Below are 26,195 nucleotides of genomic sequence, written 5' to 3'. Positions count from 1 at the left end.
ACGTTACCGGAGCCGGCTTTGCCCGTTACCATCCTAGATTCAAATCCTTGAAAGGCGAGGTGCGGACTGCGATTTGCGAAGGTGTGGCGAGTTAACGGGGGTTTGAATCCCTCCCTCTTCGCCAGTTTTCCAATTCTATCCGCCACTTTCTTCGCGCAGAAAACCTTGAAAAATCGCGTTCCCGGCCGGCGTGAGTGTGCAAGTGCCGAAGCGTGTAGGCGGGAAAGCCGCGGACGCCCCCCGTTACTACCCCAGAAAAGAAACGTGCAGTTTGAAGAAAGTAACGCCCTGTTCTGCAAAAGGTAACGCCCAGTTCCAGCGAACTGCGCGTTACAAAAGTCGCATCTGTGCGTGAGAAGACTCCGAACTGGGCGTTACCGGCGCGCGACGCGGGGATAGTCATGCAGGGACGATCAAGCTTTCGAACCGAAGGCCATTCTTTCGGATGAGCACGGCGCTCAATATCTCTGTCGAGAGGCCAAACAAATTCAGCTCTCGCTGGGCCGACGTTTGCCGTCAAACCGTGAGGCAAGCAAGGTAGCGGGTGCACTCACCGGCTGTGCCGTGCAGCCGACGGCTGGCATCTGGCCTTCCCTGCGCCCTCTGGGGTTCTAGAGCGGGACTTCTAACGCCGGGAATTTGACCCTTTGCGGTATTGGTGCGTCGAGCAATGCGTTGTTTAGGTCGTGGGCTCCGCTGGCCGGTGGTGACGCGTTGAAGGCTGCTCGCCACGCCGAGAGCACGGCATACGGCCGGGCCCGCGAACTGCTCCGCCTGCTTGGTATGGCGACCGCGGACACTTGCGAAGTCATCGTTCAGCCCGAAAGAGGCCGACGAGGGAGGTCACGACCAAATAGATCCTGCGCTTTGAGCGCGACTTCTGTTGGTTCCGCGGCCCCAACTTGGCGGAGCGCGTTTCAGAAGGAGCGTTGACCGCGGTCGATCCGAATGGAGTGCAGACACCCGTATCCTTGATGATGCTGCACTTGGGTGCTACACACCCTGGTGTCGCCCGGATTTTCTTCAGACTTTTCAGGCACGTAGTTGTGGAGGCCACGGGGCCGCCGTCTAGCTGGGGACCCTCCCGCCCCAGCCACTTGATAACGCTCATCTATCCTGCCCTTCTTTGGCGTTCGATGAGGTCCCGCCGACCGCAGCTTGCAGTTGGTCGGCAATAGCCGGTGAACGTCCTCCCCATCGACGATACCGGCGTTGCAGATGAAAATGTCGAGTCTCCTTTGCTCCCATGGAGTGGATGCGTGTTCCCCCTCAACGATCGAAGACTTCTCGTATTTCAATGCGTGGAGGAGCCTCAAGCATATCCAGAAGAATTGTAAGATCACCCCTTTGTGTCCGCCACGCGATGTAACCCTGCTGCTGCGCGAGGCTTTCCCATTCCTGGATCAGGGTGAAACGGGCGGCGTTTTCCGGATCCTGGGACGACCAGCTGAACCGTTGCCCCGCGGCCTTCCGTGTCACTGGTCTGACCGCCAGCAGGTGCTGCTTTAAGGCCTCCGCATTGCGAGCAGTCATGTCGATAGTCACAATGACGGGCCGTGCGTCTTTCGGAGCAGCAATGGCGGGCGATTGTTCCTGCTCTGATGGCATCATGGTATCGGTCATGGCGAACTCCATAGTTGATTTCAGGAGAGCCTTCCGACACGAGGCTGTCGGTGGGCTCAATGGTTCTTCGGCGGTCTGCGCAGCAGCGGCCGGATGCTTGGCATGGCCGCGCGACCCATTGTCGGCCAATCCTTGAAGGCGCCGGCCGCGAGAAAGGCGAAGCTGGCCTCCCACGAGGGACGAAGCTTCATGCGCTCGTACCAGGCCGCAAGATGAGGCCGGTCACAGTTCGTGATCAACGTCGTCAACCCCATCTGGTCGAGCCGGGCGATGTAAGGCAGCGCCGTCAAATCGAGCAGGGTCACGTCATCGTTGATCAGGTAGGAGGTGCGGCCCAGCATTTCCTCGAACGTGTCGAGCATCTGCTCTTGAGTGCGTACGGCATCGGCGAACTCCAGGGCCTTTAGGCCCTGGCTCACGGCCGCTCGGCGCAATTTCCGGTCTCGCTCGTTGGGCATCGCTGCCAGCAACGCCTCTAGCCGGTCGGAAGGCAAGTGGAGAAGAGCCGGCCGCGCGAGTATCGCATAGTGCATCATACCATTGGCCGGATGGTTGACTTCATTGAGCCGGCAGATGTGAGCGCGCATCCGCTGCCGCAGGACCGGGTCGGAAGGGCTCAACGGCGGAGATGGAAACGCCTCATCTAGATACTCGAGAATGGCGGCCGTTTCGAACATCCGGTCGCCCCTGTGCACCAGCGTCGGCATGACGCCGGCTGGGTTGACGGCACGGTAACCCGGCGCGTGCTGCTCGCCTCCCAGCGATATTTCCACGCTTTGAAAGTCCAGCTTCTTTTCCGCCAAAGTCAGGCGGACCTTCTGCGACGATGCGGAAGCGAGATTGTGATAGAGCGTCAAATCGATCATGGAGGTATGATGCCCGACATGGAGAACAGTCGCTTTCAAAAACCTGCTGCGTCCGGGCTGCTCTTTTCCTGGGGAGCACGTGCCTTCTACGTCGGCCCGAGTTTTCGGCTGAGCCCTCATCGGAACGCCGTAGCCGTGCTGGCAATTGGCGTCGATCGACCATTCGGCGTTGCCAGAAATCCGAAGATGCAAAACTCCGCTTATCGCAGTTGCCGGACTGCGTTGATCCCGCCAAATATGTTGCATCATTTCCAAATTGGGCGAGGCCGCGTTGCTTTCCTTTATGTGGATGGGCGCAGCCGCGACCTGGAGCACCTGCAGTCGCTTGCAGCCGAAGAAACACCAAGAGCCTCATTCGACCTGAGCATCGAAAATGAGCTGATCGAATTGTCCACTCGGCTATCGGATGGGGTGATCGATTGGAAGAAGGCGCGCGGCGAGCTCGTTGAGCACCTCAACGCCCCCGCGCCGGGCGGGATTGATTGTCGGATCGCAGAGTTGATTAAACAACTTCACGCCGAGCCTGCCGCCCGGACGCCCTTGGCGTCAATCGCAAAGAAACTCGAAATGTCCGAGTCACGTCTCATGCACGTCTTCAAGCGCGACGTCGGGATCCCATTTCGCCGATATCGCATGTGGGTTTCGATGGGGGCTGCCATACGAATGATGCAAGCTGGCGCAAGGCTTACGGATGCCGCGCTCGGAACAGGTTTTTCTTCCTCGGCTCACTTCAGTGCCAGCTTCCGCGAAATGTTTGGGATTGAGCCTTCGCGACTGAGCCAAGCCATCGCTTCAGCGCCCCCGCCTTGATGCACCAGTCCTCTAGTCAGGGGATGCACTTCGGGGCCAGGCGTTGTAGATGGCGACGGCCTTTAACCTATTGTTCCGGCTAGGGGCGATTTCCGGTCCCCTATCCCTCATACTGATCCGGTCCCATCGCCCAAAGCGATTGATCGTGGCCGGATGCGTAGTTGCGATTGTTCAGCGCCGGATTGCGATTGACCATCGGCCGCATGAACATCGGGTGGGTGGCGCTGCGCACCTCGTGCTCGACCGTGAACAGCGGCTTGCCGCTGTCGAGATCGACGATGTCGCAGAAGCGGTATTGGTACTGATTGTCCTCGCGCGAGATCAAATCGCGCGCCAGCAGCTTGCGATAAGGGCCGGAGAAATCGGTGATGTACATCTGCACGTGGTGGCCGTCATAGTCGCCTTGCGGTCGATCGGTCTCGCGGAATAACAAATGCTGGTCGCGCCCCGTCTTCACGGCGGCGACCGTGCCGTCGCCGTTCCACAGCTCCGATGGCATGCCCATGATCTCGGGGTAGAAGGCGCAGATGCGCGCGGCGGATCCTACCGGCACGTCGAACTCGACGTAGGGAATGCCGAGCGCGACGCGGCCGAAGCGCGCGGCGTCGGGCTCGTAGCATCGCAAACGGTTGCCCCACGGACAAATCGCCTCGACATGGTCGTTATGCTCGGCGAAGGCGAACGCGGTGCCCTCGAGCTTCTTGGCGACCGACGCCAATCGCGTCAGCAGCGCCTCGCGGCCCGCGATGACCAGTCCGATATGCCCGCGCAGCACCTGCGGCCGGCCGCTCGGCAAATGAAACTGGCTCCGTCCGGCGTTGATCCACATGTTGGTGTCGGACACCATCAGAAAGGGATCGCGGGTGAGCCCAAGGCCTGCGACATAGAACAGCGTGGCAAGCCGCTGGTCCGGGACCTGGATGTTGACGTGCTCGAAATGGATCGCGTTGCCGAGATCTTCTTTGGATCGATCGAATTGTTGCGGCATGGACGGGGCTCTGATGGGGCAGGGACAGGTCCATACTAGAGCACAATTTCCGCCAGTCGAAATGATTCGCGTACCACATCTCAGGAGCGGAGTATGGCGCCCGTTGCCGCCTTGCCGCAAACGCCAATCCCTGTAAGCTGACAAAAAGCACAAAGGAAAGAGATCGATGGGAGGGGTTCTGGACGGCGTCCGGGTTCTCGATTTCGGGCGCTATATCGCGGGGCCCTATTGCGCGACCTTGCTGGCCGAATTCGGCGCCGAGGTCATTCGCGTGGAGAAGCGCGACGGCAGCGAGGATCGCTTCGTGGCGCCGGTGGGTGAAAATGGCGAAGGGGCGTTGTTCCTTCAGGTCAACCGTAACAAGAAGTGCCTCACGCTCGATCCGATGAAGCCGGAAGGGCAGGAGGTGATGCGCCGGCTGATTGCGACTGCGGACGTGGTCGTCGCCAATCTACCGCCGCAGACCTTGCGCGCGATGAAGCTCGACTACGATTCGCTCAAGGCGATCAAGCCCGACATCATCCTGACGACGGCAACCGCGTTCGGCGGGCCGGGGCCATGGTCCGACCGCGTCGGCTTCGACGGTGTCGGCCAGGTGATGTCGGGCTCGGTGTACATGACGGGCGCCGGCGATCCGCCCTACCGGGCCGCGGTCAACTGGGTCGACTTCGGGACCGCGCTGCATTGCGCGTTCGGCACGCTCGCCGCGCTGATCGAGCGCGGCAAATCCGGGCGCGGGCAGATCGTGGAGGGTGCATTGCTCGCAACCGCCTTGTCCTTCACCAATGCCACGCTGATCGAGCAGGCCGTCATCAACGTCAATCGGGTGCCGACAGGCAATCTCGGCCAGACTGCGGCGCCAGCCGACATCTATCGCACCAGGGACGGCTGGGTGCTGTGTCAGGTCACGGGGCATCCGCTGTTCAAGCGCTGGGCGAAACTGATGGGCGAGGAGGAGGTCTGGCTGAAGGATCCGCGCTTTGCCGACGACATCAGCCGCGGCAACAACGGCCCTATCATCAGCGAGCGGATGGCGCGCTGGTGCGCCGAGCGCACCACGCAGGAGGCCGTCGACACCCTGGGCAAGGCCATGATTCCGACCGGCCCAGTGCTGAGCCCGCAGCAGGCGCTGGATCATCCGCACATCCGCGCCGCCGGCTTCATGCAGGACGTCGACTATCCCGGTCTGCCGAAGCCCGCGCCGGTGGCGCGCGCCGCCGTCCGCCTGTCGGAAACGCCCGGCGAAATCGCGACGCGCCCGCCCACGCTCGGCGAGCATACCGACCTTATCCTGAGCGAGCTCGGCTACGACAAGGCCGCGATCGCGGCGCTCCGGCAAAGCGGCATCGTCTAGCGATGAACGACGGCGCCTGCACGGCGGCGTGACGGCGCGTCGCCGGCCCTGTCCGTGCGCTACAGCAATTGCTTCAACGCCTGGGCATCGGCCGGCGCCGCGCTCTTCTGGTCGTTATCGAAATAGACAAAGACGTCGCAGCCCTGCCGCTTCCAGGACTTGATGCGCCGCGCCCATTGCGCCAGCGTGGGTTTGGTATAGTGCCCGTGATAGCGCCCGCTCGGCCCGTGTCCGCGCACATAGACGAAATCCGCCGTGCGCTTCCACGGCGCCGGCGCGTCGTGATGGTCGGACAGGCACAGCGAGATGTTCTCGTCGGCCAGCATCCGCAAGATGCGCGGCTGATACCAGCTCGGATGACGGAATTCAAAACTGTAACGCCGCTTCCGCGACAACAGCTTGAAGAAGCCGGCGAGGCGGTCCGCGTCGGCCTCGAATTGCGGCGGCAGCTGGAACAGGATCGGGCCGGCCTTGCCGCCGAGCCGTGAGATACGATCCTCGAGCAGCTCGAGGCTGTTCACCGAACGGTCCGACAGGCGCTTCCAATGCGTGATGAATTTCGAGGCCTTCCAGGCAAAGACGAAATCGCGGCCGGTCTGCTCGCGCCACCCCTTGACGGCCTCTGGCGTCGGGGTGCGGTAGAACACTCCGTTCAGCTCGGTGGTGTCGAACTGTCCGGCGTAATAGCTCAGCTGCTGCTTCAGCGTCACGCCCTCGGGAAAGAACGGGCCTCGCCAGGAGGCGTAATGCCAGCCGGAAGTTCCGATCAGAACGCGCGCCATGTTTGACGTGTCCATCCGTTGCGATTTTCCGGATGGGAACGTCCGTGCGGCCGATACGTTGCTCGTGAGCTTGATCAACGCAGGACCGGAACCGATGTACGCGCTGTTCGAAGGCAACAAGCAGATCGGCGACCCCTTTCCCTCCGAGAAGGAGGTGTGGGAAGCCGCCTTGATCGAGGGTCTGGTGACCGACGTGCCGGTCGCGGACGAGGAGGGCGGCAGGCTTCTGCCCGCCGGCTATCACGTCGCGCAGGTCGAGGAGACGTTCGAGCCGAAGCCGGGCTGGAAGCTGCCGCGCGAGATCTCTTGAGCGGGCGCGTGTTCGCAGGGCGGTGGGCTTACTACGCGCAGCCCGGCTTAGCCGGATGAATGCGCAAGACCCGGCGAGTTCGTTATCGCTTGAAGCACGGCAAGACGGTCGGGCCTCAAGATGATCCGCCGCGGCGGCTGATCGCCGACTTTCGAAATTGGTCCGTCGACGAAGTAAGTGGCGCACCTCGTTGAGGCCCGTTCAGCGAGGCATGACGGATTGGATTTGCTCAGGTTCAGTTCTTCGATGCCGCTATCGCGATGTCGGGCCGAAACCCGAAAGCTCGTCGAGACCATCACATGGTTTGCATCGAGGTTAAAATGATACTTGGCAGATCTGACGGCATTTGGCTGAATGAGCCGAAACAATGGACCGAGAAGGGCAACAGCCTTGAAGTGGTCACTGACAATGCCACCGACTTCTGGCGCGAGACTCACTACGGCTTTATGCGCGACAACGGACATTTTCTCGGGTTTAAGGCCGGGGATGCCTTCACGGCCGAGTTGCGGGTGCGCGGTAATTTCCAAGCGCTCTACGATCAAGCCGGCATCATGGTGCGCGTAGACGCTAATCGCTGGCTTAAGGCCGGAATCGAATTTGCCGACGGACGGGCCATGCTTTCGAGCGTATTGACGGATGGGCGGTCGGACTGGGCAACGGCACCCTATGAGCACGACGCACGTGATTTCCGATTGCGGGTAACCGTTGCTCATGGCGTTCTTCGTGTGCAAGCTTCGAACGATGGCAAGGTTTGGCCTCTCATGAGGCTTGCGCCGTTTGCCAAGAACCCTTCCTATCTTGTTGGACCGATGGCTTGCACGCCGGAGCGGGCCGGGTTGGAAGTGGCTTTTTCGGAGTTTCGGATGACGGCGCCGCTCGGCAAGGACCTTCACGATCTAGAATGAGGCTGCTGGCGCGGCCGGAGGCGGCGCTGAAGTCTGAAGTCGCCGATCGCCGTCGGTTGGCGCATTGCAGCGGCAGGAGTGGAGTCGGGGTAGGGCAGAAGTCATTGCCAGTGCAGACCGCCGCCTTTGACCCGTCGGAAGCATGGCGGGCATCAAGTGCAGTGTCATTCATGGATACACACTCTAGTTCGAGGCCAGCGCCGCCTTGGCGACTTCGGCCATCCAGCTCGCTGCCATTGGCAGGATCGCGTCGTTGAAATCATAGCGCGGGCCGTGCAGTTCGGCGCCGTCCCGCAATTCGCCATTGCCGATCCAGACGAAGGCGCCGGGGCGCCGCGAGAGAAAGTGGGCGAAATCCTCACCGGCCATGCTGGGCGCGAGGTCGCGCCGCAACTCGGCCCGCACCTTGTCCGCGGCGAGGCGCGCGAGATCTGCCTCGGCCGGCGTGTTGATCACGACGCCGACGCCAATGACGATCTCGGGCGTCACCTTGACGCCGAAGCTCGTGGCAATCCCGGCGCAGATCTGTTCGATCCGCGCCACGACGGTGTCCTTCACCGCATCGCGATGGTAACGCAACGTGCCGCCGATCGAGACGCGTCCGGCGATCTGGTTGCGTGCCGTGCCGCCTTCGAGCGTGCATAGCGACAGCACGGCGGTGTCGAGCGGATCAACGCTGCGCGATACGATCGATTGCAGCGCCACGATCAGATGGCCGGCCGCCATCACGGGATCGCGCGTCAGATGCGGCATGCCGGCGTGCCCGGCATGGCCGTCGATGGTGATGCTGACGCGCCCGCCGGAGGCCATGACGACGCCGTCATGGACCGCGATGGTGCCGGTGCTAAGTCCCGGCCAGTTGTGAAAGCCGAACACCCGTTGCATCGGAAAGCGCTCGAACAGCCCGGCCGCGACCATCGCGCGCGAGCCGCCATAACCTTCCTCGGCCGGCTGGAAGATGAAATCGACCGTCCCGCTCCAGCTGGTGTCGGCGGCGAGCAGCGCGGCGGCGCCGAGCAGCGAGGCGGTATGCCCGTCATGGCCGCAGGCATGCATCACACCGGGATTTTGCGAAACGTAGGGCAGGGACGTGTCTTCGGTGATCGGCAGCGCATCCATATCGGCGCGCAGGCCGACGCGGCCCTGGGCGTGGCCGCGCGTCAGGGTCGCGACGATGCCGTGGCCGCCAACGCCTGACACGAAGGGAATGCCGAGTTCGGTGAGCTTGTCCTGCACGAAGGCGGCGGTGGCTTTCTCCTGGAGGGACAGTTCGGGATGCGCATGCAAATGCCGGCGCCACGCGGTCAGTTTCTGGTGCAGCTCGGGGGTCAAGGCAAGAATCTCTGGATTGTGTGTCGGCCTCGACACCATAGCCGAATAACCGCAGCTTGCATCAAGCGTCAGCGAATGCCTCGCGTGCAGCAACGCGTTGCGTCTACGGCGACAGCTTCGCCAGCCCGTCCCAGTCGAAGCTGATGCCGTGGCCGATCCGGTCCGGCGCGAGCGCGAGCCCGTCCTGCAGCACCAGCGGATGCTCGATATATTTGTCGAGCCCAAAACCGTGCGCCTCCAGGTAGGAGCGGTTCGGGCAGGCCGCGAGCAGGTGCACGGTGATGTCGTGCGCGCCATGGCTGGTGACGGGCAGGTTGAACGCTTCCGCCAGCCGCGCGATCTTCATGAACGTACTGACGCCGCCGCAATTGGTGACGTCGGGCTCGGGATAGGACACCGCGCCGGCGACGATGTAGTTCTTGAACTCCCACAGCGAACGCAAATTCTCGCCCGCCGCGATCGGCACGCCGCCGGCCTGCATGACGCGGGTGTGGCCCGCGATATCGTCGGGAATGATCGGCTCCTCGAGCCAGGTGAGGTCATACGGTTGGAATGCGCGGGCGGCGCGGATCGCTTCCTCGACCGTCCATTTCATGTTGGCATCCACCATCAGCGGAAAGCCGTCGCCGAGATGCTGTCGCATCGCCGCGACCCGCGCGACATCCGATTTGAGATCGGGGCGGCCGGCCTTCATCTTGATGGCGCGAAAGCCCTTGGCGAGATTGCCGTCGGTCTGCTTCAGCAGCGCCTCGACCGAGAGATCGAGGTCGATGCCGCCGGCATAGCAGGGCACGCGCGGAGCGAAGCCGCCGAGCAATCGATACAGCGGCAATTTCGCGCGCCGCGCCTTCAAATCCCACAGCGCGATATCGAGCGCCGAGAGCGCCAGCACCGACGGCCCGCCGCGGCCGCCATAATGCAGGCCCCACCAGACCTGATGCCAGATCGCTTCGGTATCATCGGCCTCGCGTCCTTCGACCAGCGGCGGGATCTCGCGCTTGAGGATGCCGGCGACGGCGCCGCCATTGCGGCCCACCGTGTAGGTATAGCCGACGCCCTCGGCGCCATCGACATCGCGCACCCGGCAAGTGATCAGCTCGAATGCCGCCATGTCGCCATGCATCGAGTCCGACAGCGTGACGGGAAGGGGGATCCGGTAGAATCCGGTCTCGATGGTCGAAATGCGCGGCATGCAGCCTCCCTCTATTTTCTTCTTGTAGGATGAGTAGAGCGCAGCAAAACCCATCATCGTCATCTTCGCAAGTAGCGATGGGTTTCGCTGCGCTCGGGCCGACTACGGCAAGTCCGGCAAGTTGCGCCCCTACTCCGCCTTGATGTTCGCGGCCGCCACGACTTCGGCGAGTTCCCTGGTCTCCTTCGCGATCTTGGCGGCATACTCGGCCGGACTGAGCACGCTCACGACGCCCTGCGTTTCCAGCCGCTCCCGTAACGCCGGATCGTTGGCGGCGGCGACGATCTCCCGGTGCAGCATATCGAGCGTCGGCGCGGGCGTTGCCTTGGGCATGAAGAAGCCGACCCAGAACGAGATATCGAAACCGGGATAGCCGGCTTCCGCAACGGTCGGCACATCAGGCAGCGCCGGCAGCCGCTCGGCCGAGGATACCGCGAGCGCGCGCAGCTTGCCGGCCTTCACCAGCGGCACGGCGGACAAGGGATCGAACACCGCCAGGACCTCCTGCGCGAGAATGCCGACCTCGGAGGCAGCACCGCCGCGATAGGGCACGTGGATCATCTTGACGCCGGCCTTCTGGCTCAGCAGCTCCATGGCGAGATGGGCGAGGTTGCCGTTGCCGCCCGAGCCGTAGGCAAGCGCGCCGGGCGCAGCCTTCGCCGCGGCGACGAGATCGGCGACGGTGTTGATGTTCGCCGTCTTGGGATTCTCCGGGTTGACCACCAGCACGAGCGGCGCCGACACGACCGTGGTGAGTGGCGCGAAGTCTTTTTCCGGGTCGTAGCGGATATCCTTGAACAGCGTCTTGTTGAGTGTGATCGTGGAGGAGTTGCAGGCCAGCATCGTGTAGCCGTCGCCTTCCGCACGCGCCACGCCTTCGGCGGCGATCATGCCGTTGGCGCCGGCGCGGTTCTCGACCACGAAGGCTTGCCCGAGCTTGTTGCTCAGCCGATCGGCGACGATGCGCGCGACGACGTCGACCGGGCCGCCCGCGCTGAAGCCGACCATGATCTTGACCGGCCGCACCGGATATTTTTGCGCGAGGGCCCCGGTCGTCGCGCACAATCCGGCGATGATCGCCAGCAGGCGAAGTGTTCTTTGCATTGGTTCTCTCCCTAGACGCATCGCAGCCGCTTTTGCATGACGCGGCGCATTCGAGAATCATGATGAGCGGCCGCGCCGGATTTCGCAATCGCGTTTGCAGTCCGGCATTCCGTCGCGCGGCAGGTCGGAGCCGCTTCGAAACAAAAAACGCGAAAACAACCCCATGCACAGTAGCCGACACCTGCGAGAACAAGGACTTGCGCGGACAGGGATTTGCACGAACGAGGATTGCGCGCTTCGCAATCTTCGTTTGACTCGTCGGGCAAAACACCGGCAGAATGCCATCATCGCAAAAATCGCCAGCGTCCACGCCGCCCGACCACGGGCGCCGCGCGGCGATTGCGCGTAAACCCTTCATCGACATCTCGAAAATCCCACAGGCGCGCAGCGAGCGATCGATGTCGCGCGCAATGAGCCCGCACGGGTTAGAGGACACAGCACATGACGACATCTGCGAAACGCCACAGCACGCCCCCGGTTGCGGCAAACGATCGCAGCGGCTCCGCCGCGAGCCCGCGGGTCAAGCTCTACAAGCGGGGGATTGCGATCCTCCATGCCGACCCGCAAGCCGGCGAACGGCTGCTGGCCGAGGCGCTCGGCGCCGCTGATTGCGACGCGCTCCATGGTCTCCTCAGGCAATTGGTGAAGGCCAGCATGACCGGACGGAAACCCGATGAAGCCAATCTCGCCTTCCTGATCTCGCTGGTGAAGAGCATCGCGCCGAAGGACTCGATCGAGGCCATGCTCGCGGTGCAGATGGTGTCCGTTCACGCCGCAGCGATGCGCTCTGCCTGCCGCCTCGCTCTCACCGATGACATTCCGCAGCAGGAGAGCCTCACACGCGCACTGGCCCGGCTGGCCCGCACCTTCGCAAGCCAGATCGAGGCACTCAGCCGCCACCGCAACAACGGCGAGCGCGCGATCACGGTCCGGAATTTGTCGGTGCAGGATGGCGGCAGGGCGATCGTGGGTAACGTCACGCAACACGCGAGCCTGATCGTCGCGGAGCCGAACGTTGACGTAGAGGACGGCGCCATCGCATGAGCAGCGATCACGTTCGCAATACCAGCCCGATGCAAGCGAGCCGCCGCTGCGGCGCAAGGGCTCGTAGTGGTACCCCCTGTTGCGCGCCGGCGATGCGCGGCAAGAGTCGATGTCGCATGCATGGCGGCGCCGCAAGGACGGGCGCGCCGCCCGGCAACCGCAATGCGCGGAAGCATGGGATGTTCACGGGGGAAGCGGTCGCGGAGCGGAACAACGTCCGGACGCTGCTGGATCAGGCAGGCGAACTGCTTCACGAACTAAGCCGCCCCAGTCCGTCGGTGGAATGACAGCGGACGGCTGTTGCGCGTAGCGTCGATCACGACCATGGATATCCGGAGGTCACGGCGACCATCGATCGTGCTCCTCGCGATAGGCATGCTCGTTGAGACGCTCGGCGATCTCCTCCGCCACCGGCTCGCTTTCGGCGTCCGCAAGCGGTTCGCCCTTGTTGGTCTTGACGGTCGTTTTGCTGGTCTCAACCGGGAAGTCATCTGGATGGATCGCGGGCTTTTTCATGGCTCGTCTTTCGGTGGGGGTTCGTCAACCAATTCAAACATCGGCTCGAGATCATCTCTCGCCTGCCTCAAGACGCTGGCCGCGCGCTGCGCATCGGCACCGCCGCTGTCGACGAGATTCGCGTGCCAAGTCATTCCGGCGCCGGTGATCTCAACCGGCGTGATCGCGATCTCCTTCACGAACTCGCAGCCAGGATGCGCATGGACAATGGCAAGCACCCTGGCCGTGAGCTCTCGAACGGTGATCGCGGTTCCGGACATCGACGTATTGCTCTCCGATCAATCGCTGCGGCAAGCCTGGCTCTCGGCGGTATCCGCCCCGGCCCATCCTTCAATCGTGGTGCTGCTACTCAATCGAGCACGCTGGCGCCTGTTCCGTGAAGTTTCCATGACTTGCGGCGCCCTTAATCGCCGGCCGCGTTGAAATCCTCGCAGCATGGGAACTTCCCGCGGGGGCGCCACTTTGAATGGGCAACTGAAAGATCCAGCCATGAATGCAGAAACGGAACTGAAATTCCGGATTTCACCGCAAAAACTGTCGTCGGTGTTGCGGGGCGGCGCGGCGGGCCAGCGCCGCGACAAATCCGAGCAGACGCTGGTGTCGACCTACTACGATACGAACGGGTACAAGCTCAGGCGCCACGGCCTGACGCTGCGCGTTCGCAAGATCGAGGACCGCTACGTGCAAACCGTCAAAGCAGGCGGCGCGGGCGGCGTAAGGCGCGGAGAATGGGAGCACGAGGTCTCCGGCGCAAATCCCGATCTTGCCAAGACCAGCCATACACCGCTCCGGCGCCTTGCGACGGGGAAACTTCCCCGCAAGCTGAAGCCGGTATTCCAGACCGACATCCGTCGGATGGCGCAGGCCCGCCGCGTACGAAAGAGCCAGATCGAACTCGCCGTCGACCGGGGCCGCATCAGCGCCGGGCGGCGGTCACGGCCCGTTGCCGAACTGGAGCTGGAACTCAAATCCGGACATGTCGCGGACCTGTTCCGCCTCGCGCGCGATCTCGAACGCCGAACGGGGGCCGAGCTTGATCTGCGCTCCAAGGCCGAGCGCGGTTACCAGCTCGTCGCGGACAGCGGCGGCGGCGCGCAACATGCCGAGGCGATCGAGCTCATTCCCGAGCAATCGCCCCACGAGGCATTCCGCGTGATCGCGCATTCGACGCTGCGTCACATCACGGCGAACGCCGATCCGGTGCGTGACCTCGATGCCGAGGGCGTTCATCAGATGCGCGTTGGGCTGCGGCGCCTGCGCGCGGCGATTTCGCTGTTCGGCGACATCCTGCCGCGAGCGAGCACGGCGCGGATCAAGGCCGAGCTGAAATGGCTCACCGACGAACTGGCGCCTGCGCGTGAAATCGACGTGTTTCTGAAGGAGAGCATACAGCCGATCACCAGGCATGGCGTCCCGGCACGCGGGGCACGGGCGATCCGCGAGAGGTTCTCAAGGCAAAGGATGGCGGCTTTCAAGCGCGCCCGCGACGCGGTCGCGGCGGCGCGTTACCGCCGCCTGCTGATCGATACGATCGAGTGGATCGAAGCCGGACGGCCTCGCGTCGATGACGACCGCTCGATCGCCGCCTACGCCGCGGAGGTGCTGGATCGGCGCATCAGGAAGGCGCGAAAGCAAGGCAAGCGACTGAATGATCTCGATCCGGTGCAACGCCACAAGCTGCGGATCAAGATCAAGAAGGTTCGCTATGCAACCGACTTCTTCAGCAGCCTTTACGGCGATCGCGGCCGGAGGGAGCTTGCAGCTCTTTCCGGTCGGCTGAAGCAGATTCAATCGGCCCTGGGATCGCTGAACGACTTCATGACACACCGCAAACTGGCGACCGAGGCTGCGCTGACGGCGCCGCCTGCGCACCGCCGCGCCCAGGCTTTCACATCGGGGGTCATCGTCGGCCAGGAACGCGAGGCCGCCGATGGGCTGATGAAGGACGCGGCAAAGGAGCTGCACCGGTTGCGCCGGCTGCGCGCCGTGCCCAGCGGCTGAGCTGAGGCTCCCATGGATTTCCTGATCCGCCGGGATCATCGCTGACAGACTGACCGCCGAGCTATCCCCATGTCCGATCTCGCACTCAACGATGCACGTCCGGTCGCGCAAGCCGCCGCCAAACCCGACCTCCACAAGAAACCCCATGTCAGCATGGTGGCGGTCTTCCTGCTCTTCCTCGTCAGCGGCATCGGCTATGCTGCCTACGGCATCTTCACCGATACGCAAAGCGTCGGCGAGCCGCTCGCGATCAGTGCGCTGCTGCTCCTCGGCGTTGCCCTCATGATCGCACTCGGCTTCGAATTCGTGAACGGCTTCCATGACACCGCCAACGCGGTCGCAACCGTCATCTACACCCACAGCCTGCCGCCGCTGACCGCGGTGATTTGGTCGGGCGTGTTCAACTTCCTCGGCGTGCTGGTTTCCACCGGCGCGGTGGCCTACAGCGTGATCACGCTGTTGCCGGTCGACCTGATCCTCCAGGTCGGCAGCACCGCCGGCTACGCCATGATCTTCGCCCTGCTGATCGCGGCAATCATCTGGAATCTCGCGACCTGGTCGATGGGCATCCCGAACAGCTCGTCGCACTGCCTGATCGGATCGATCATGGGCGTCGGGCTTACCAACGAGCTTCTCGCCCCCACCGGGCAGGCCACGTCGGGGGTCGACTGGACCCAGGCCATGAGCGTGGGCAAGGCGCTGCTGTTCAGTCCGGTCGTTGGCTTCGCGTTGTCGGCCTTGCTGCTGCTGTTGCTGAAGGCCGTCGTTCCCGTGCCGAAGCTGTACCAGGAGCCCAAGGGCAAGACGCCGTGGTGGATCCGCGGCATCCTGATCCTGACCTGCACCGGCGTGTCCTTTGCGCATGGCGGCAATGACGGGCAGAAGGGCATGGGCCTCATCATGCTGATCCTGATCGGCGTGGCGCCGACCGCCTACGCTCTGAACCGGACCATGCCGGATTCGAGCACGCCGGCGTTCGTCGACATCACCAGCAAGGCGAAGTCGGTGTTCGCGGCGCGTGCACAAGGCGCTCAGCAGGTCAGTCCGAACGATGCACGCGGCCTGATTGGGACCGCGCTCAAGACCCGGGACCTGAACCGGCCGGACGTGTTCGCAGCGCTCGCAAGCCTGTCCGACGAGGTCGCCAATGGCGTGAAGAGCTACGGATCGATCAGCCGGGTTCCGGCGGCGGCGACGCCCAACATGCGCAACGACATGTACCTGGCGGCCGACGCCATCCGTCTGCTGCCCGACGCGGGCGCCAAGCTCGAGCCGGGCGACGCCGCTGTCCTGAAAAGCTATCGCACCAGCCTGGAAGACGGCACGCGCTTCATTCCCACCTGGGTCAAGGTCTCGGTCGCGATCGCGCTTGGCCTCGGCACCATGGTCGGCTGGCGCAGGATCGTCGTGACGGTCGGCGAGCGTATCGGAAAGCAGCACCTGACCTACGCGCAAGGTGCTTCGGCCGAGTTGGTAGCGGCCGGCACCATCCTCGGCGCTGAGTTTTACGGCATGCCGGTGTCGACCACGCATATCTTGTCCAGCGGAGTCGCCGGCACCATGGCGGCTAACGGCTCGGGGCTGCAGACGGGGACGATCAGGAACATCGTATTGGCATGGGTTCTGACATTGCCCGCGGCCATGCTGATCGCCGGCCTGCTGTACATGATTTTCCACGCTGTGATCTGACCCGTTCGCCATCTGCAACGATGGTCTGTCGGCGCGCCATTTGCGCACGGGCCGTCCGATCGTGTAACGCCACCGAAAAACTGATCGGGACGGGAGGTTGATGGGGACCGCCGCCACCAACGACGCGGGCGGTGCCCGCGCGCTGATCCTTGCGTTGCTCGCACTGGAAGCGAGATCAAAATAGCTGTCGTCTCACCCGCAGTGCACGGCAAATCCCGCTCATGCACGGCGGAGCACGGAAGTCTGTGATGGCTTTGGTCGGCTACGCCGTCATGAGCGGACAAGCTCGGCGCCAGCCCGGAGGTCGGTTAAGGGCAAGCTAGGCCAAAGAAGCAGCTGCACTGACCTTTAGTTGAAACGTTGTCGTGTTTGAACCTTCGCTCGAATTGCCGGACTCACGTCAGTGGGCGATGGCAATGACCTGTCCCATCACAGCATCGAGCGATTGTGGCTATCGTCACTCATCAGCGGCAGTTGCAACAGACTTGGTTTCCGGGTTGCCAGCCTAAGCCGCAGCAAGCCAGCGGATCGGCCGGCGAATATCGCGGAGGCAAACAGATGTTTCCAGCGAAACTTGCGGCATCGTTGTTGGGTTCAGCGTTGCTACTGACGCCGGTACTTGCACGCGACGATGGCCGATACGACCATTCTCCGCTGAAGTCGTGGTTTGAAAGCTTGCAGAGCGAATTTGGAAGGTGCTGTACCGATGCCGATGGATACATCGTGTCCGATGCCGATTGGGAGTCCAGTCGGGGCCGTTACCGCGTCCTCATTGACGGCGAATGGGTGCTCGTACCTGACGGTGCGGTTGTCACAGAACCAAACCGCTTCGGCCGTACAATGGTCTGGAGGCATTACATAGACGGCCATCCGCGCGTCCGATGCTTCATGCCTGGCATCATGACTTGAATTCACTTTCAAGGTGCTCGGCTTCGGGTCATTCGCGTCGATTTGCCCGCGTATTCTCGATGCCCGCTATGGCCCTAGTTGCCGGCGTGCCGGACACTTCGCTTTCGGACCACAAGCAGACATCGGCACCCGATCGATCGCCTCGCTAGCAGCAGGAACGACCCGAGCGCGTCGTTGACGATGTAAAGTGCATCCGCGCGACCAGCGACGGTGAAGCCCCGCTCGCCCGCGGGTGCGGCAACTCCTGCTAACCACTCAACGGGAATTCACTGGTGCCTGCGCCCGCTCGGCTTCGGCGGTCGCGGTGCCCATGTATTTCGATTGGAAATGAGCAACCCGCTCGCGCCACATTCCGACGAACGCCTCCGACGTCAGCTTCTCCACGGATTTCCACGCCTCTTTGACGGCCGGAAGAGTATTGCCCCAGATCGCGCGCCTGCACCATTTTTCGCCCTTCTCCCTGCCTTCGCTGGTGGCGCACATCGATTTCCAGGCGATGCGATTGGGTTGGCTGAGGTGCTCCGCGGCGCCTTCCCAGCCCTGCTGATGGATCAGGTAAAGATCGTTCAAGTCCGGCTTCCGGTGCGTCACCCACTGGAATAGAATGCCTTCCGTGATGACCTTGTAGGCTGCCGCAACGGCATTATCGCGGGGATTAAGAATGTCTCCGGAGCCGAATTTTCTGAACTCGTATTTGCTCAGCTGGAACAGCCCGATATACGACCCGGTGCGTTGCTTGGGGTCGAACCCGGACTCGACCTTGGCCACCGCCTTCATGAAAGCGAAATCCAGACCGAAAGCGTCGGACGCGCGCTTGATCTCTTCCACCGGCGTTCCGACCGGGATGTCCTTGAACGAACGCAAGACGATCGCAGCCGGCTTCTCGGCAGGCGGCAGTTCGGACCAGACATAACAAATGAGATACCGGAAATCCTGCGGCCCCGTGCTGGAGGCACCGCCGGATGCACCGCACGTGGTCGGCGCCAGCTGGGCGACATCATGGTGGGCCAAGTCCACCGAGTCCTGCGCAGGCGGTAAATCGGCCGACAACGTTTGCGACGGATCGGGCAACGCGGCCACGACGATCGATTCCGATTTATCCGAGGCCGCCGTCGTGTCGGTGGCCGTCCCCGCCGCGGGCTCAGCGGCCGTCGCCACTTCGGCGCTAGCGACAGCGGCGTTCGCGGGTCCGGTGTTGCCCATTGCGATTGCCTGCGGTTCATCCGCGAGCCTCGCGTTGGCGGCGAGAGATGCTGCGCGCTCCTGGATTGTCACTGCGCGGGCGTTTTCGGTGCCGGCCGGACCGAAGCCAGCCAGCCAGCCAACGATCCACCCCGCGAGAACGACCGTTCCGCAAAACGTCGGCACCACTATCGTAAATCGCCGCGGGTTCATGATGCCGTCCCCCATGGGCTCCACCGGAGCCGTGTAGAAAAGCCAAGCATGCGAAGAGGCTCATTCTTGGGTTCAATGTGGGTCGCGCAATGGCGCGAACGGCCGCTCGTCAATTTTTCCGAAACGTGTTGCCCGATTGCAACGCGTCGATCACAAGCAATCGCGCCCGTCTCAGCGGCAACTCCCACGGCAATTGTGAGTACGGTCCAATTTTCGACCCACTGCGACCAGATTTGGAGGAGAGGCTTGGTGCGCTGTCAGGATGACGCATCAGGCTTCGGCTTCGCGCATCGTCTCGAAACGATGGAATGGCGCCTACGGGGACCGGGCGATGTTCGTTAAGGAATTGCCAGCAATGCAGCGCGCGATAACAACCGCTGTATTCGCCATTTTCATGCTCCCTGCGGGGATCGCACACGCTCAATTTCTGCTTGGACCCCAACACACGTTCTGGCGAAGCCAATACGCTCCGTACAAAGACAAGCACCACCACCGGCAGACAAACTCTGAAACGGCGAAGAGCGTTCGGCCCGAGCCCCTTCCGAAGGGCCCGCTCCAGATCATCATCTCGATAGCAGACCAACGGATCTCGCTTTTTGACAACGGGGCCCTGATTGCACGCTCTTCGGTGTCCACGGGAATGGAGGGGCATCCGACGCCCCTCGGCGTGTTCAGCGTCATCAGCAAAGAACGATGGCACCGTTCAAATATTTATAGCGCCGCCCCCATGCCCTACATGCAACGCATCACCTGGTCAGGGATAGCGTTGCACGCCGGTGTCGTGCCCGGGCATCCAGCGTCACACGGCTGCATCCGTTTGAAGAATGATTTTGCCGTTCGACTCTGGCATCTCACGAAGCGCGGCACGCGCGTGATCATTGCGCATGGTGATGTCCAGCCGGTCGAGATAGCCAATCCGCAGCTTTTTCAACCGAAAGCCGCGTCCGGTTCGTCCGAATTCCAGAGTGCCACCGTCGCAACCAAGAGCATCGGTGCAGCCGCGGCAAAGCAGGGATCACTGGTATCAAACGCCGAGACTCCAGAAGCCGCCAGTCTCCAGGAGCCGGGCTCGGCTCCCGCTGCAAGCGTGCCTAAAAAGATCGTCCCGATCTCCATCTTCGTCAGTCGTAAGTTGAGCAAGCTGTTCGTGCGTCAGGGCTTCACGCCGTTGTTTGATGTCCCGGTCAAGATCGAAAATCCGGAGGAGCCGCTGGGAACGCACGTGTTTACCGCAATGGAATTCCAGAACGAGGGAACGGCTATTCGCTGGAGCGTCGTGTCGATTCCAGAGGGATTGCCCCGTATGTCCGAAGCTGCCACGAAACGGCGAGAAGCGCCCGCGCAGCAAACCGCGCCGGGACCGTTACCCGACAAAGCCAACGCTGCGCTCAACCGCATCGAAATGCCCCGGGATACGGTTGAGAAGATCTCTGAACTCCTGACGCCGGCCTCTTCGTTGATTGTTTCCGACAACGGAATTAGCCAGGAGACGGGAAAAGACACGGATTTCATCGTGGTAACGCATTGACGCGCCGGCGCAACCCACCAACGCACGATGCCGCTGCGCAACCCGCTGGAATTGTCCAACCGCAATTCTGGGCCAACAACGGACTCACTCACAAACGGCACGGCGCCGACGGACGATGAGGAAAAGGAGGCGTTGGCGTTACCCAATCCCCTGGCTCGCTGGCGGGACTACGTACAGCGTCAGCGCAAAGACCGCGTAGATGAAGATAAGCAGGGCGCCGACGAACCAGGCCGAGCGCCCGCTGCTCGTAATGAAGCTCGCGGTCACGGTCGCAATCATAACCATGGTGACGGCGCCCGGCCAGAACTGCAGGCTCATTGGCGACGGCCCGACGACATAGCTGAGCAGCACCAGTGCGGGTGCGACGAACAGCGCGATCTGGGAAGCGCTGCCGAGCGCGATGCTGACGCTCATGTCGAGGCGGTCCTTGCGCGCCGCAGAAAATGCCACGGCAAACTCGGCGGCGGCGCCGACCATTGAGACGATGATAAAGCCGACAAAGGCTGGGCTCATTCCAAACGTTTCCGCCGCCTTCTGTACGGACTCGACAAAAATCTCACTCACTAGTGCAACCAACAAAGTGACGACCAGCAGCGTGCCGACCGCAAGGCCAATCGGCCAATGTTCCTCACCCTCGCTATGGTCGGCACTTGCGAACAATTCCTTGTGGGTCTTCAGTGAGAACAGCAGGCCGAGCGCGTAAGCGACGATGAGCAGTATGGCGAGACCGACGCTGAGCTTCCGCATGACAGCGTCGCCTTGTACGAGATCGAGGTCGGCGACCGCCGACGGGGCGAGCAGGGCGACGGTGGCCATCAGCAAGAGACCGGAGTAGAGCCGCGCGCCGGCACGATTATATTCCTGGACGTGATAGCGCAGGCCGCCGAGCAATAGACAGGCACCTAGCATGAACAGGGCGTTGGTGACAATCGCGCCGGCAATCGACGCTTTCACGAGCATATACTGGCCGGCCTGAAGCGCGGTGATCGCGATGATCAGCTCCGTTAAGTTTCCCAGCGTCGCATTGAGCAGCCCCCCGACTGCATCGCCAGTCTTGGCGGCGACCGCTTCGGTCGCGTGGCTGAGCAGGGCGGCTAGCGGCACGATGGCGAGTACCGAAAGCACGAAGAGCAGCGTATGGGAATGCGGTGCAACCGCTTCCGCCACCAGCACGGCCGGAACGAAGATCAGCATCCAGAGCAGCGGGCTGTGCAGGATTTGCTTGAGCAGGGGTTTCATAGCGGGCGCCCTATCCATACTGAGTGCGACGGCGGAAATTCGGCCTCGTCGCGGGATCGGCATTGATCTGGCTCAACACGGGCCCGAAGGCCGGGAAAGGCGCGCTGGCCGTTGTCCGCCAGCCCCGCAAAAAAAGTGTCGTCGTTGGGTCATTCGCGTCGGTTGGCCGGATCATGGCGACTTCCGGTCTACCCCGGTGAACGGACATTTTCAGAATAGGCGGGCATGTCTCAAACGGGCCAATAGCCGCCCTGAAGAAAAATGAGGTCACCCAACTGAGAGATGGCCTTACTCCGCTTTCTCTGGGGGCAGATACCACGGGCGAGCCGGAGGCCTCTTTTTTGCGCGGCTGATCCATAGTCCGAGCAACATCGCGACCAAAATCGGTGGGGAGTACATCAGCAATTCTTCTTCATGAAACCTGGCCGACTGATTTGGAGCGATTATCTCGGAGGCCGCAAACCCCAGAAGGGCTGATCCAGCAACCAACAATGCTCCGCACACCCCTGTGGGACACGGAATTTTCCCAACCAGCCAGCCAACAATGGCGCCCGGAATGAAGGTGACCATGAGTATTGTGCCCCACACAAAAAGGATCATGGCGTTCTCCTAGAGGATATTAAGGCGTGAACGTCTACGGCTTGGTGCCGATCACTCAAAACACCTGCAAGTTAATCCCGCGTTTCGTGGAGGGCCAAGGTCCGCTTGGGGTCACAGCTGAACTCTTGCATTGAAACTCAGGGGGCCGCTTGGTGTCGAAAAGCGGACGTCGGCTGGTCGAGCCTGCGAATATGATGAGAGACGAGATTGAACCTGTGACCACAAGACCATGAGCCTAACGAGAGCGCGGCCGACCCGGTCAACCGCTGCACGCCCAGCTAGCACCACGCCACGCGAGCCGACCAGCGCCGCACCCGACGCCGGCCGTCTTCCGCCTGCTACTGCGAGCGGTCCGAGGTCCAGCCCTTGTACTCGCCGACATTGTCGCGCGTCACGAGTTTCGACGGCAGCAGCTCGACTGTGGACGCCGGCTTCTGGCCGTTGAGAATGTTGACGCCGACCTGCACGGCGCGGCGGGCCATGAAGAACGGGTCCTGCGAGGCGGAGGCCTGGATCTGCTGCGACTGCGGGTCCTTGAGGGCTGCTTCGATGTCGGGTGCCCCGTCGACCGCGGTGATGACGATGCCGGTGCGCTGCTGCTGGCGCGCCGCAAGGTCGGTGCCGATCGCCTGAGGATCGTTGATGGCGAAGATGGCGTCGATCTTGGCGAAGCGGGTCAGATAGCCCTGCGCCACCGTGAGGCCGCCTTCGCGCGAGCCCTTGCCGTCCTGGTCGTTGGACAGGACCTTGATGCCGGGGTTCTTGCCGAGCACGTTCTTGCAACCGACGACGCGATCGATCACCGCGGAGACCTGCGGGCCGTTCTCGATGATGACGTCGCCCTTGCCGCCGAGCTTGTCGACGATGTACTGGCAGGAGATCTCGCCGGCCTGGACGTTGTTGGTGGTCACCGTGGCGTCGGCGCCTTCGGCCGCGGTGTCGACGGCGACGACGACGATGCCGGCGGCCTGCGCCTTCTTGATCGCCGGGCCGACCGCCTTGGGATCGCCGGGGTTGAGCAGGATCAGGTCGACGCCGGCAGCGATGAAATTGTCGATCTGGGTGACCTGCTTGCCGAGATCATATTCGAACCCGACGGTGGTGATCTTCACGTTGGGGTTGGTTTTCTTGGCCTCAAACTCGGCGCCCTTCGACAACGCGACGAAGAACGGATTGCCGAGCGAACCCAAGGAAACGCCGATCGACTTGAGCTCCTTGGCGAAGCACGGCGCAGAGCTCAAGACGAGCGCCATCGCGGCGCCGGCAAACGAGATCGACTTCAACATTGGCTTCCTCCCTGGTCTGTTCGAAGCTCCGGCACGGCGACCAGTTGCCGTGACGAAATGGACATGACGGCGCGGCGCCCGCTGCATTTCTATCTTGCTCAGGTCCGCGCCGAGCCCTGCAGCCGATAACGGTCGAGTGCCACCGCGCCGATGATCACCAGGCCCTTGATCACATATTGCCAGACGTCGGACACGCCGATCAGGATCAGGCCGTTCGACAGCACCGCAATGATCAGCGCGCCGACCAGCGTTCCCCAGATCGAGCCGATGCCGCCGACAAAGGAGGTGCCGCCCAGGATCACGGCGGTGATGGCGTCGAGCTCGTAGGACTGGCCGAGCTGCAGGCCGTTGGCGGCGTAGAGGCGCGCCGCCTGCATCGCGCCGCCGAGGCCCGCCAGCAGGCCGGACACGCCATAGACGAAAATCAGCACGGCCCAGACCTTGATGCCGGCGAGCCGCGCCGCGCTCTCGTTGCCGCCAACCGCGTAGATGTGCACCCCGAGCACGGTGCGCTTGAGCACCAGCCACGATACCAGGATGACCAGCAACGCGATCACCCAGAGCCAGGGAATCGACAGGACGCCGGGAATGAGGGTCAAGGCGCCGTTGCCGATGAAGGCATAGGGGATCGACGGATTGAACACCGTGGTGTCGGCGCCGAGCAGCCGCGCCGCGCCGCGCACGGCGGTCAACGACCCCAGCGTGACGATGAAGGGCGGCAGGCGCAACAGCGCAATCAAGCCGCCGTTGAGAATGCCGAAGACCGCGCCGGTGAGCACCGCGGCCGGCAACCACAGCACCCCGAGATCAGGGAATTTGGAGATGATCAGCCCGGCCATCGCCGACGCCGCCAGGATCGAGCCGACCGAGAGGTCAATGCCGCCGGTGAGGATGACGAAGGTCATGCCCGCGGCCAGCACGGTATTGACCGCGGACTGCTGCACCACGATGCCGATGTTCTGGCCGGTGAAGAAGCGCCCGTCCGACAGCACATGAAAGCCGATGCACAGCAACAGCAGCACCGGCAGCATGCCGACCGCGCGAATGATCATCCGCGTCCGCTGCCGCTTCGTCTCCTGCGCGGCGGCTAGACCGGGCGCGACGGGGGCGGTGCTGGACGAGGCGCCGTTCTCAGGCATCGAGCTGCTCCGTTCCGGTGGCGAGGGCCATGATCTCCTCCTGACTGAGCGGCGATGTCGCGTTGCGCCGGATCTGGCCCGCGATATGTCCTGCGCGCATCACGATGACGCGGTCGCAGATGCCGATGATCTCGGGCAGGTCGGACGAAATGACGAGAACCGCGGTGCCCGACTTCGCGAGATTGTCGATGATCGAATAGATCTCGGACTTGGCGCCGACGTCGACGCCGCGCGTCGGCTCGTCGAGGATCAGGATTTTCGGGCCGATCGCGAGCAGCCGCGACAGCAGCACTTTCTGCTGGTTGCCGCCGGAGAGCCCGCCGGCGGGAACACCGATATTGGCAGCGCGGATGCCGAGCCCCGCAAACGCGCGCTTGGCGCGGTCGCGGGCCTTGTTGCGGTCGAGGATGCCGCCGAATTTCGCATCCCGGCCGAGCACCGCGAGATTGATGTTGTCGAGGCAGGACATGTCGAGAAACAGGCCGAGCGCCTTCCTGTCCTCGGTGAGATAGGCAATGCCGGCGTCCAGCGCCTCACCGGGCGTGCGGATGGAGACCGCGCGGCCCTCGATCTCGACATGGCCCGCGGCCATCGGCGCGGCGCCGATGATGAGATGCGCAAGCTCGGTGCGGCCGGCGCCGACCAGGCCGGCAAGGCCGACGACCTCGCCCGCATGCACCGTCAGCGAACATCCCTTGACGCGCCTGCCGTCGGCAATGTCGATGGCCGCAAGCACGGGAGCGCCCGACTGTGCGTTGGGATCGTTTCTGGGATCATGCTCCTTCTTGTAAAAGGACGAGACGTCGCGTCCCACCATCATCCGGACGATGGTGTCGGCGCGGATGTCGCCCTTGTCGAGCGAACCGACCAGCGTGCCGTCGCGCAGCACCGTGACGCGGTCACCGAGCGCGTAGACCTCGTCCATGCGATGCGAGATGTAGATGATGGCGAGACCTTCGGCGCGCAGCTGGCGGATCAGCGCGAACAGCCTTTCACTTTCACCGGCCGACAGCGCGGTGGTCGGCTCGTCCATGATGAGGATCCTGGAGCGGGCGTGCAGCGCGCGCGCGATCTCGACCAGTTGGCGCTGGCCCATCGAGAGATTGGCGACCTGCGTCTGCGGCGTGAAATCCGCGCCGAGCCGCGCCAGGATCGGACCGACGCCGGCCTGCATCGCCTCGCGCGCCAGCAAGCCGCCGCGGGAGAGCTCGCGACCGAGATAGATGTTCTCCGCAACGCTCAGATTGGGGGCGAGCGAGAGTTCCTGATAGATGATCGCGATGCCGGCCGCGCGGCCGCCGAGCGGCCCGCTGATCTGCACGGGTTGACCGTCGATGCGGATTTCGCTGCCTGGGTCCGGCCGGTAGGCGCCCGACAAGATCTTCATCAGGGTGGATTTGCCGGCGCCGTTCTCGCCCATCAAGGCGTGGATCTCGCCCGCGTAGACGGTGAGGTCGACGTCGCGCAGCGCCTTGATGCTGAAGAATGATTTGGAGACCCGGCGCATCTCGAGGATGGGCTCGCTCATCACACCTCTCCGACGCGCCGATAGCGGCATCGCAATCTCACCCGCGTCTCGTTGG

Annotated in this window: 25 protein-coding genes; 10 read left to right on the top strand and 15 right to left on the bottom strand. The window is 63.1% G+C overall.

Annotation, left to right across the window (positions count from 1 at the left end):
* Positions 1–1,269: 1,269 nt before the first annotated feature.
* Both AC0L27_RS03155 and AC0L27_RS03150 read right to left on the bottom strand, forming a co-directional pair.
* Positions 1,270–1,623, bottom strand: coding sequence for a putative quinol monooxygenase (locus tag AC0L27_RS03155; RefSeq protein WP_473317902.1), 354 nt, complete (start codon positions 1,621–1,623; stop codon positions 1,270–1,272).
* A gap of 56 nt (positions 1,624–1,679) precedes the next feature.
* Positions 1,680–2,489, bottom strand: coding sequence for a glutathione S-transferase family protein (locus AC0L27_RS03150; protein ID WP_354211200.1), 810 nt, complete (start codon positions 2,487–2,489; stop codon positions 1,680–1,682).
* Positions 2,490–2,507: 18 nt separating this feature from the next.
* On the opposite strand from AC0L27_RS03150, the gene AC0L27_RS03145 reads away from it, so the two are divergent.
* Complete coding sequence (locus tag AC0L27_RS03145) at positions 2,508–3,299, top strand: helix-turn-helix domain-containing protein (RefSeq protein WP_473317901.1); 792 nt, start codon at positions 2,508–2,510, stop codon at positions 3,297–3,299.
* A gap of 100 nt (positions 3,300–3,399) precedes the next feature.
* Here the strand turns inward: AC0L27_RS03145 and AC0L27_RS03140 are convergent, their stop codons facing one another.
* A complete protein-coding gene (locus AC0L27_RS03140) occupies positions 3,400–4,287 on the bottom strand; it encodes a VOC family protein (RefSeq protein ID WP_354056779.1) in 888 nt (295 codons plus the stop codon).
* 166 nt (positions 4,288–4,453) lie between these two features.
* Here AC0L27_RS03140 and AC0L27_RS03135 point away from each other — a divergent pair, with 166 nt between their 5' ends.
* Positions 4,454–5,641, top strand: coding sequence for a CaiB/BaiF CoA transferase family protein (locus AC0L27_RS03135; RefSeq protein ID WP_354211198.1), 1,188 nt, complete (start codon positions 4,454–4,456; stop codon positions 5,639–5,641).
* A gap of 59 nt (positions 5,642–5,700) precedes the next feature.
* Here the strand turns inward: AC0L27_RS03135 and AC0L27_RS03130 are convergent, their stop codons facing one another.
* Positions 5,701–6,423 carry a DUF72 domain-containing protein gene (locus AC0L27_RS03130; RefSeq protein WP_354211197.1) on the bottom strand — a complete coding sequence of 241 codons (723 nt, stop codon included), beginning with the start codon at positions 6,421–6,423 and terminating at the stop codon, positions 5,701–5,703.
* Between AC0L27_RS03130 and AC0L27_RS03125 the strand changes: the two genes are divergently transcribed.
* Both AC0L27_RS03125 and AC0L27_RS03120 read left to right on the top strand, forming a co-directional pair.
* Positions 6,422–6,733, top strand: a complete 312-nt coding sequence (locus AC0L27_RS03125; protein WP_354056773.1) for a hypothetical protein — start codon at positions 6,422–6,424, stop codon at positions 6,731–6,733. The two genes, AC0L27_RS03130 and AC0L27_RS03125, sit on opposite strands and share 2 nt — an antisense overlap.
* A 320-nt stretch (positions 6,734–7,053) precedes the next feature.
* Positions 7,054–7,638, top strand: a complete 585-nt coding sequence (locus tag AC0L27_RS03120; RefSeq protein ID WP_354211235.1) for a DUF1349 domain-containing protein — start codon at positions 7,054–7,056, stop codon at positions 7,636–7,638.
* Positions 7,639–7,821: 183 nt separating this feature from the next.
* On the opposite strand, the gene AC0L27_RS03115 is transcribed toward AC0L27_RS03120, so the two are convergent.
* From AC0L27_RS03115 to AC0L27_RS03105, 3 genes are all read right to left on the bottom strand, one after another.
* Positions 7,822–8,970: an amidohydrolase gene (locus tag AC0L27_RS03115; protein ID WP_354211195.1), complete on the bottom strand. Its 1,149-nt coding sequence runs from the start codon at positions 8,968–8,970 to the stop codon at positions 7,822–7,824.
* Positions 8,971–9,073: 103 nt separating this feature from the next.
* Positions 9,074–10,162 (bottom strand): mandelate racemase/muconate lactonizing enzyme family protein, encoded by a 1,089-nt coding sequence (locus AC0L27_RS03110; protein ID WP_354211194.1) that lies wholly within the window; start codon positions 10,160–10,162, stop codon positions 9,074–9,076.
* A 129-nt stretch (positions 10,163–10,291) separates the two neighbouring features.
* Positions 10,292–11,266, bottom strand: a complete 975-nt coding sequence (locus AC0L27_RS03105; RefSeq protein WP_354211193.1) for a Bug family tripartite tricarboxylate transporter substrate binding protein — start codon at positions 11,264–11,266, stop codon at positions 10,292–10,294.
* A 441-nt stretch (positions 11,267–11,707) separates the two neighbouring features.
* Between AC0L27_RS03105 and AC0L27_RS03100 the strand changes: the two genes are divergently transcribed.
* Both AC0L27_RS03100 and AC0L27_RS03095 read left to right on the top strand, forming a co-directional pair.
* A complete protein-coding gene (locus tag AC0L27_RS03100) occupies positions 11,708–12,310 on the top strand; it encodes a hypothetical protein (RefSeq protein WP_354211192.1) in 603 nt (200 codons plus the stop codon).
* A complete protein-coding gene (locus AC0L27_RS03095) occupies positions 12,307–12,597 on the top strand; it encodes an HGGxSTG domain-containing protein (RefSeq protein ID WP_354211191.1) in 291 nt (96 codons plus the stop codon). The genes AC0L27_RS03100 and AC0L27_RS03095 overlap by 4 nt, the downstream gene beginning before the upstream one ends.
* A 52-nt stretch (positions 12,598–12,649) precedes the next feature.
* Here AC0L27_RS03095 and AC0L27_RS03090 read toward each other — a convergent pair whose 3' ends face one another.
* Positions 12,650–12,826, bottom strand: a complete 177-nt coding sequence (locus AC0L27_RS03090) for a hypothetical protein (RefSeq protein WP_275170352.1) — start codon at positions 12,824–12,826, stop codon at positions 12,650–12,652.
* Entirely contained in the window at positions 12,823–13,086 is a 264-nt protein-coding gene (locus AC0L27_RS03085) for a hypothetical protein (protein ID WP_354211190.1), read from the bottom strand. Before AC0L27_RS03085 ends, AC0L27_RS03090 begins: the two co-directional genes overlap by 4 nt.
* A 229-nt stretch (positions 13,087–13,315) precedes the next feature.
* On the opposite strand from AC0L27_RS03085, the gene AC0L27_RS03080 reads away from it, so the two are divergent.
* The 3 genes from AC0L27_RS03080 to AC0L27_RS03070 all read left to right on the top strand — a co-directional run bounded on the left by AC0L27_RS03080 (position 13,316) and on the right by AC0L27_RS03070 (position 17,425).
* Positions 13,316–14,827, top strand: coding sequence for a CYTH and CHAD domain-containing protein (locus AC0L27_RS03080; RefSeq protein ID WP_354211189.1), 1,512 nt, complete (start codon positions 13,316–13,318; stop codon positions 14,825–14,827).
* Between the two features lie 69 nt (positions 14,828–14,896).
* Positions 14,897–16,516 carry an inorganic phosphate transporter gene (locus tag AC0L27_RS03075; protein WP_275170355.1) on the top strand — a complete coding sequence of 540 codons (1,620 nt, stop codon included), beginning with the start codon at positions 14,897–14,899 and terminating at the stop codon, positions 16,514–16,516.
* Between the two features lie 558 nt (positions 16,517–17,074).
* A complete protein-coding gene (locus AC0L27_RS03070; protein ID WP_473317952.1) occupies positions 17,075–17,425 on the top strand; it encodes a hypothetical protein in 351 nt (116 codons plus the stop codon).
* 255 nt (positions 17,426–17,680) lie between these two features.
* Here the strand turns inward: AC0L27_RS03070 and AC0L27_RS03065 are convergent, their stop codons facing one another.
* A complete protein-coding gene (locus AC0L27_RS03065; protein WP_354211188.1) occupies positions 17,681–18,628 on the bottom strand; it encodes a lysozyme family protein in 948 nt (315 codons plus the stop codon).
* 523 nt (positions 18,629–19,151) lie between these two features.
* Between AC0L27_RS03065 and AC0L27_RS03060 the strand changes: the two genes are divergently transcribed.
* Positions 19,152–20,348: a L,D-transpeptidase gene (locus AC0L27_RS03060; RefSeq protein WP_354211187.1), complete on the top strand. Its 1,197-nt coding sequence runs from the start codon at positions 19,152–19,154 to the stop codon at positions 20,346–20,348.
* 138 nt (positions 20,349–20,486) lie between these two features.
* On the opposite strand, the gene cax is transcribed toward AC0L27_RS03060, so the two are convergent.
* The 5 genes from cax to AC0L27_RS03035 form a co-directional block, all read right to left on the bottom strand.
* Positions 20,487–21,587 carry a calcium/proton exchanger gene (cax, locus tag AC0L27_RS03055; protein WP_354211186.1) on the bottom strand — a complete coding sequence of 367 codons (1,101 nt, stop codon included), beginning with the start codon at positions 21,585–21,587 and terminating at the stop codon, positions 20,487–20,489.
* 288 nt (positions 21,588–21,875) lie between these two features.
* A complete protein-coding gene (locus AC0L27_RS03050) occupies positions 21,876–22,187 on the bottom strand; it encodes a hypothetical protein (protein ID WP_354056747.1) in 312 nt (103 codons plus the stop codon).
* A gap of 338 nt (positions 22,188–22,525) precedes the next feature.
* The gene (locus tag AC0L27_RS03045; protein ID WP_354207325.1) at positions 22,526–23,473 is read right to left on the bottom strand and encodes an ABC transporter substrate-binding protein; all 948 of its coding nucleotides are present in this window, start codon (positions 23,471–23,473) and stop codon (positions 22,526–22,528) included.
* A gap of 98 nt (positions 23,474–23,571) precedes the next feature.
* Positions 23,572–24,612 carry an ABC transporter permease subunit gene (locus AC0L27_RS03040; RefSeq protein ID WP_354207323.1) on the bottom strand — a complete coding sequence of 347 codons (1,041 nt, stop codon included), beginning with the start codon at positions 24,610–24,612 and terminating at the stop codon, positions 23,572–23,574.
* A complete protein-coding gene (locus tag AC0L27_RS03035) occupies positions 24,605–26,140 on the bottom strand; it encodes a sugar ABC transporter ATP-binding protein (protein WP_354254013.1) in 1,536 nt (511 codons plus the stop codon). Before AC0L27_RS03035 ends, AC0L27_RS03040 begins: the two co-directional genes overlap by 8 nt.
* Positions 26,141–26,195: the final 55 nt, after the last annotated feature.

It is taken from the genome of Bradyrhizobium sp. Ken51 (assembly GCF_055807435.1).
The sequence above is the reverse complement of the archived record's forward strand: the minus strand, read 5'-3'. Positions and strand labels throughout refer to the sequence as shown.

Excerpts from the sequence above, each read along its gene's own strand:
- AC0L27_RS03135 (WP_354211198.1), top strand. The coding sequence starts at position 4,454 with ATGGGAGGGGTTCTGGACGGCGTCCGGGTTCTCGATTTCGGGCGCTAT.
- AC0L27_RS03090 (WP_275170352.1), bottom strand. The coding sequence starts at position 12,826 with ATGAAAAAGCCCGCGATCCATCCAGATGACTTCCCGGTTGAGACCAGC.
- AC0L27_RS03095 (WP_354211191.1), top strand. The coding sequence starts at position 12,307 with ATGAGCAGCGATCACGTTCGCAATACCAGCCCGATGCAAGCGAGCCGC.
- AC0L27_RS03035 (WP_354254013.1), bottom strand. The coding sequence starts at position 26,140 with ATGAGCGAGCCCATCCTCGAGATGCGCCGGGTCTCCAAATCATTCTTC.
- AC0L27_RS03100 (WP_354211192.1), top strand. The coding sequence starts at position 11,708 with ATGACGACATCTGCGAAACGCCACAGCACGCCCCCGGTTGCGGCAAAC.
- AC0L27_RS03155 (WP_473317902.1), bottom strand. The coding sequence starts at position 1,623 with ATGACCGATACCATGATGCCATCAGAGCAGGAACAATCGCCCGCCATT.
- AC0L27_RS03140 (WP_354056779.1), bottom strand. The coding sequence starts at position 4,287 with ATGCCGCAACAATTCGATCGATCCAAAGAAGATCTCGGCAACGCGATC.
- AC0L27_RS03125 (WP_354056773.1), top strand. The coding sequence starts at position 6,422 with ATGTTTGACGTGTCCATCCGTTGCGATTTTCCGGATGGGAACGTCCGT.
- cax (WP_354211186.1), bottom strand. The coding sequence starts at position 21,587 with ATGAAACCCCTGCTCAAGCAAATCCTGCACAGCCCGCTGCTCTGGATG.
- AC0L27_RS03065 (WP_354211188.1), bottom strand. The coding sequence starts at position 18,628 with ATGGGCAACACCGGACCCGCGAACGCCGCTGTCGCTAGCGCCGAAGTG.
- AC0L27_RS03040 (WP_354207323.1), bottom strand. The coding sequence starts at position 24,612 with ATGCCTGAGAACGGCGCCTCGTCCAGCACCGCCCCCGTCGCGCCCGGT.
- AC0L27_RS03130 (WP_354211197.1), bottom strand. The coding sequence starts at position 6,423 with ATGGCGCGCGTTCTGATCGGAACTTCCGGCTGGCATTACGCCTCCTGG.
- AC0L27_RS03145 (WP_473317901.1), top strand. The coding sequence starts at position 2,508 with ATGGAGAACAGTCGCTTTCAAAAACCTGCTGCGTCCGGGCTGCTCTTT.
- AC0L27_RS03045 (WP_354207325.1), bottom strand. The coding sequence starts at position 23,473 with ATGTTGAAGTCGATCTCGTTTGCCGGCGCCGCGATGGCGCTCGTCTTG.
- AC0L27_RS03060 (WP_354211187.1), top strand. The coding sequence starts at position 19,152 with ATGTTCGTTAAGGAATTGCCAGCAATGCAGCGCGCGATAACAACCGCT.
- AC0L27_RS03150 (WP_354211200.1), bottom strand. The coding sequence starts at position 2,489 with ATGATCGATTTGACGCTCTATCACAATCTCGCTTCCGCATCGTCGCAG.
- AC0L27_RS03075 (WP_275170355.1), top strand. The coding sequence starts at position 14,897 with ATGTCCGATCTCGCACTCAACGATGCACGTCCGGTCGCGCAAGCCGCC.
- AC0L27_RS03105 (WP_354211193.1), bottom strand. The coding sequence starts at position 11,266 with ATGCAAAGAACACTTCGCCTGCTGGCGATCATCGCCGGATTGTGCGCG.
- AC0L27_RS03085 (WP_354211190.1), bottom strand. The coding sequence starts at position 13,086 with ATGTCCGGAACCGCGATCACCGTTCGAGAGCTCACGGCCAGGGTGCTT.
- AC0L27_RS03050 (WP_354056747.1), bottom strand. The coding sequence starts at position 22,187 with ATGATCCTTTTTGTGTGGGGCACAATACTCATGGTCACCTTCATTCCG.
- AC0L27_RS03080 (WP_354211189.1), top strand. The coding sequence starts at position 13,316 with ATGAATGCAGAAACGGAACTGAAATTCCGGATTTCACCGCAAAAACTG.
- AC0L27_RS03070 (WP_473317952.1), top strand. The coding sequence starts at position 17,075 with ATGTTTCCAGCGAAACTTGCGGCATCGTTGTTGGGTTCAGCGTTGCTA.
- AC0L27_RS03110 (WP_354211194.1), bottom strand. The coding sequence starts at position 10,162 with ATGCCGCGCATTTCGACCATCGAGACCGGATTCTACCGGATCCCCCTT.
- AC0L27_RS03120 (WP_354211235.1), top strand. The coding sequence starts at position 7,054 with ATGATACTTGGCAGATCTGACGGCATTTGGCTGAATGAGCCGAAACAA.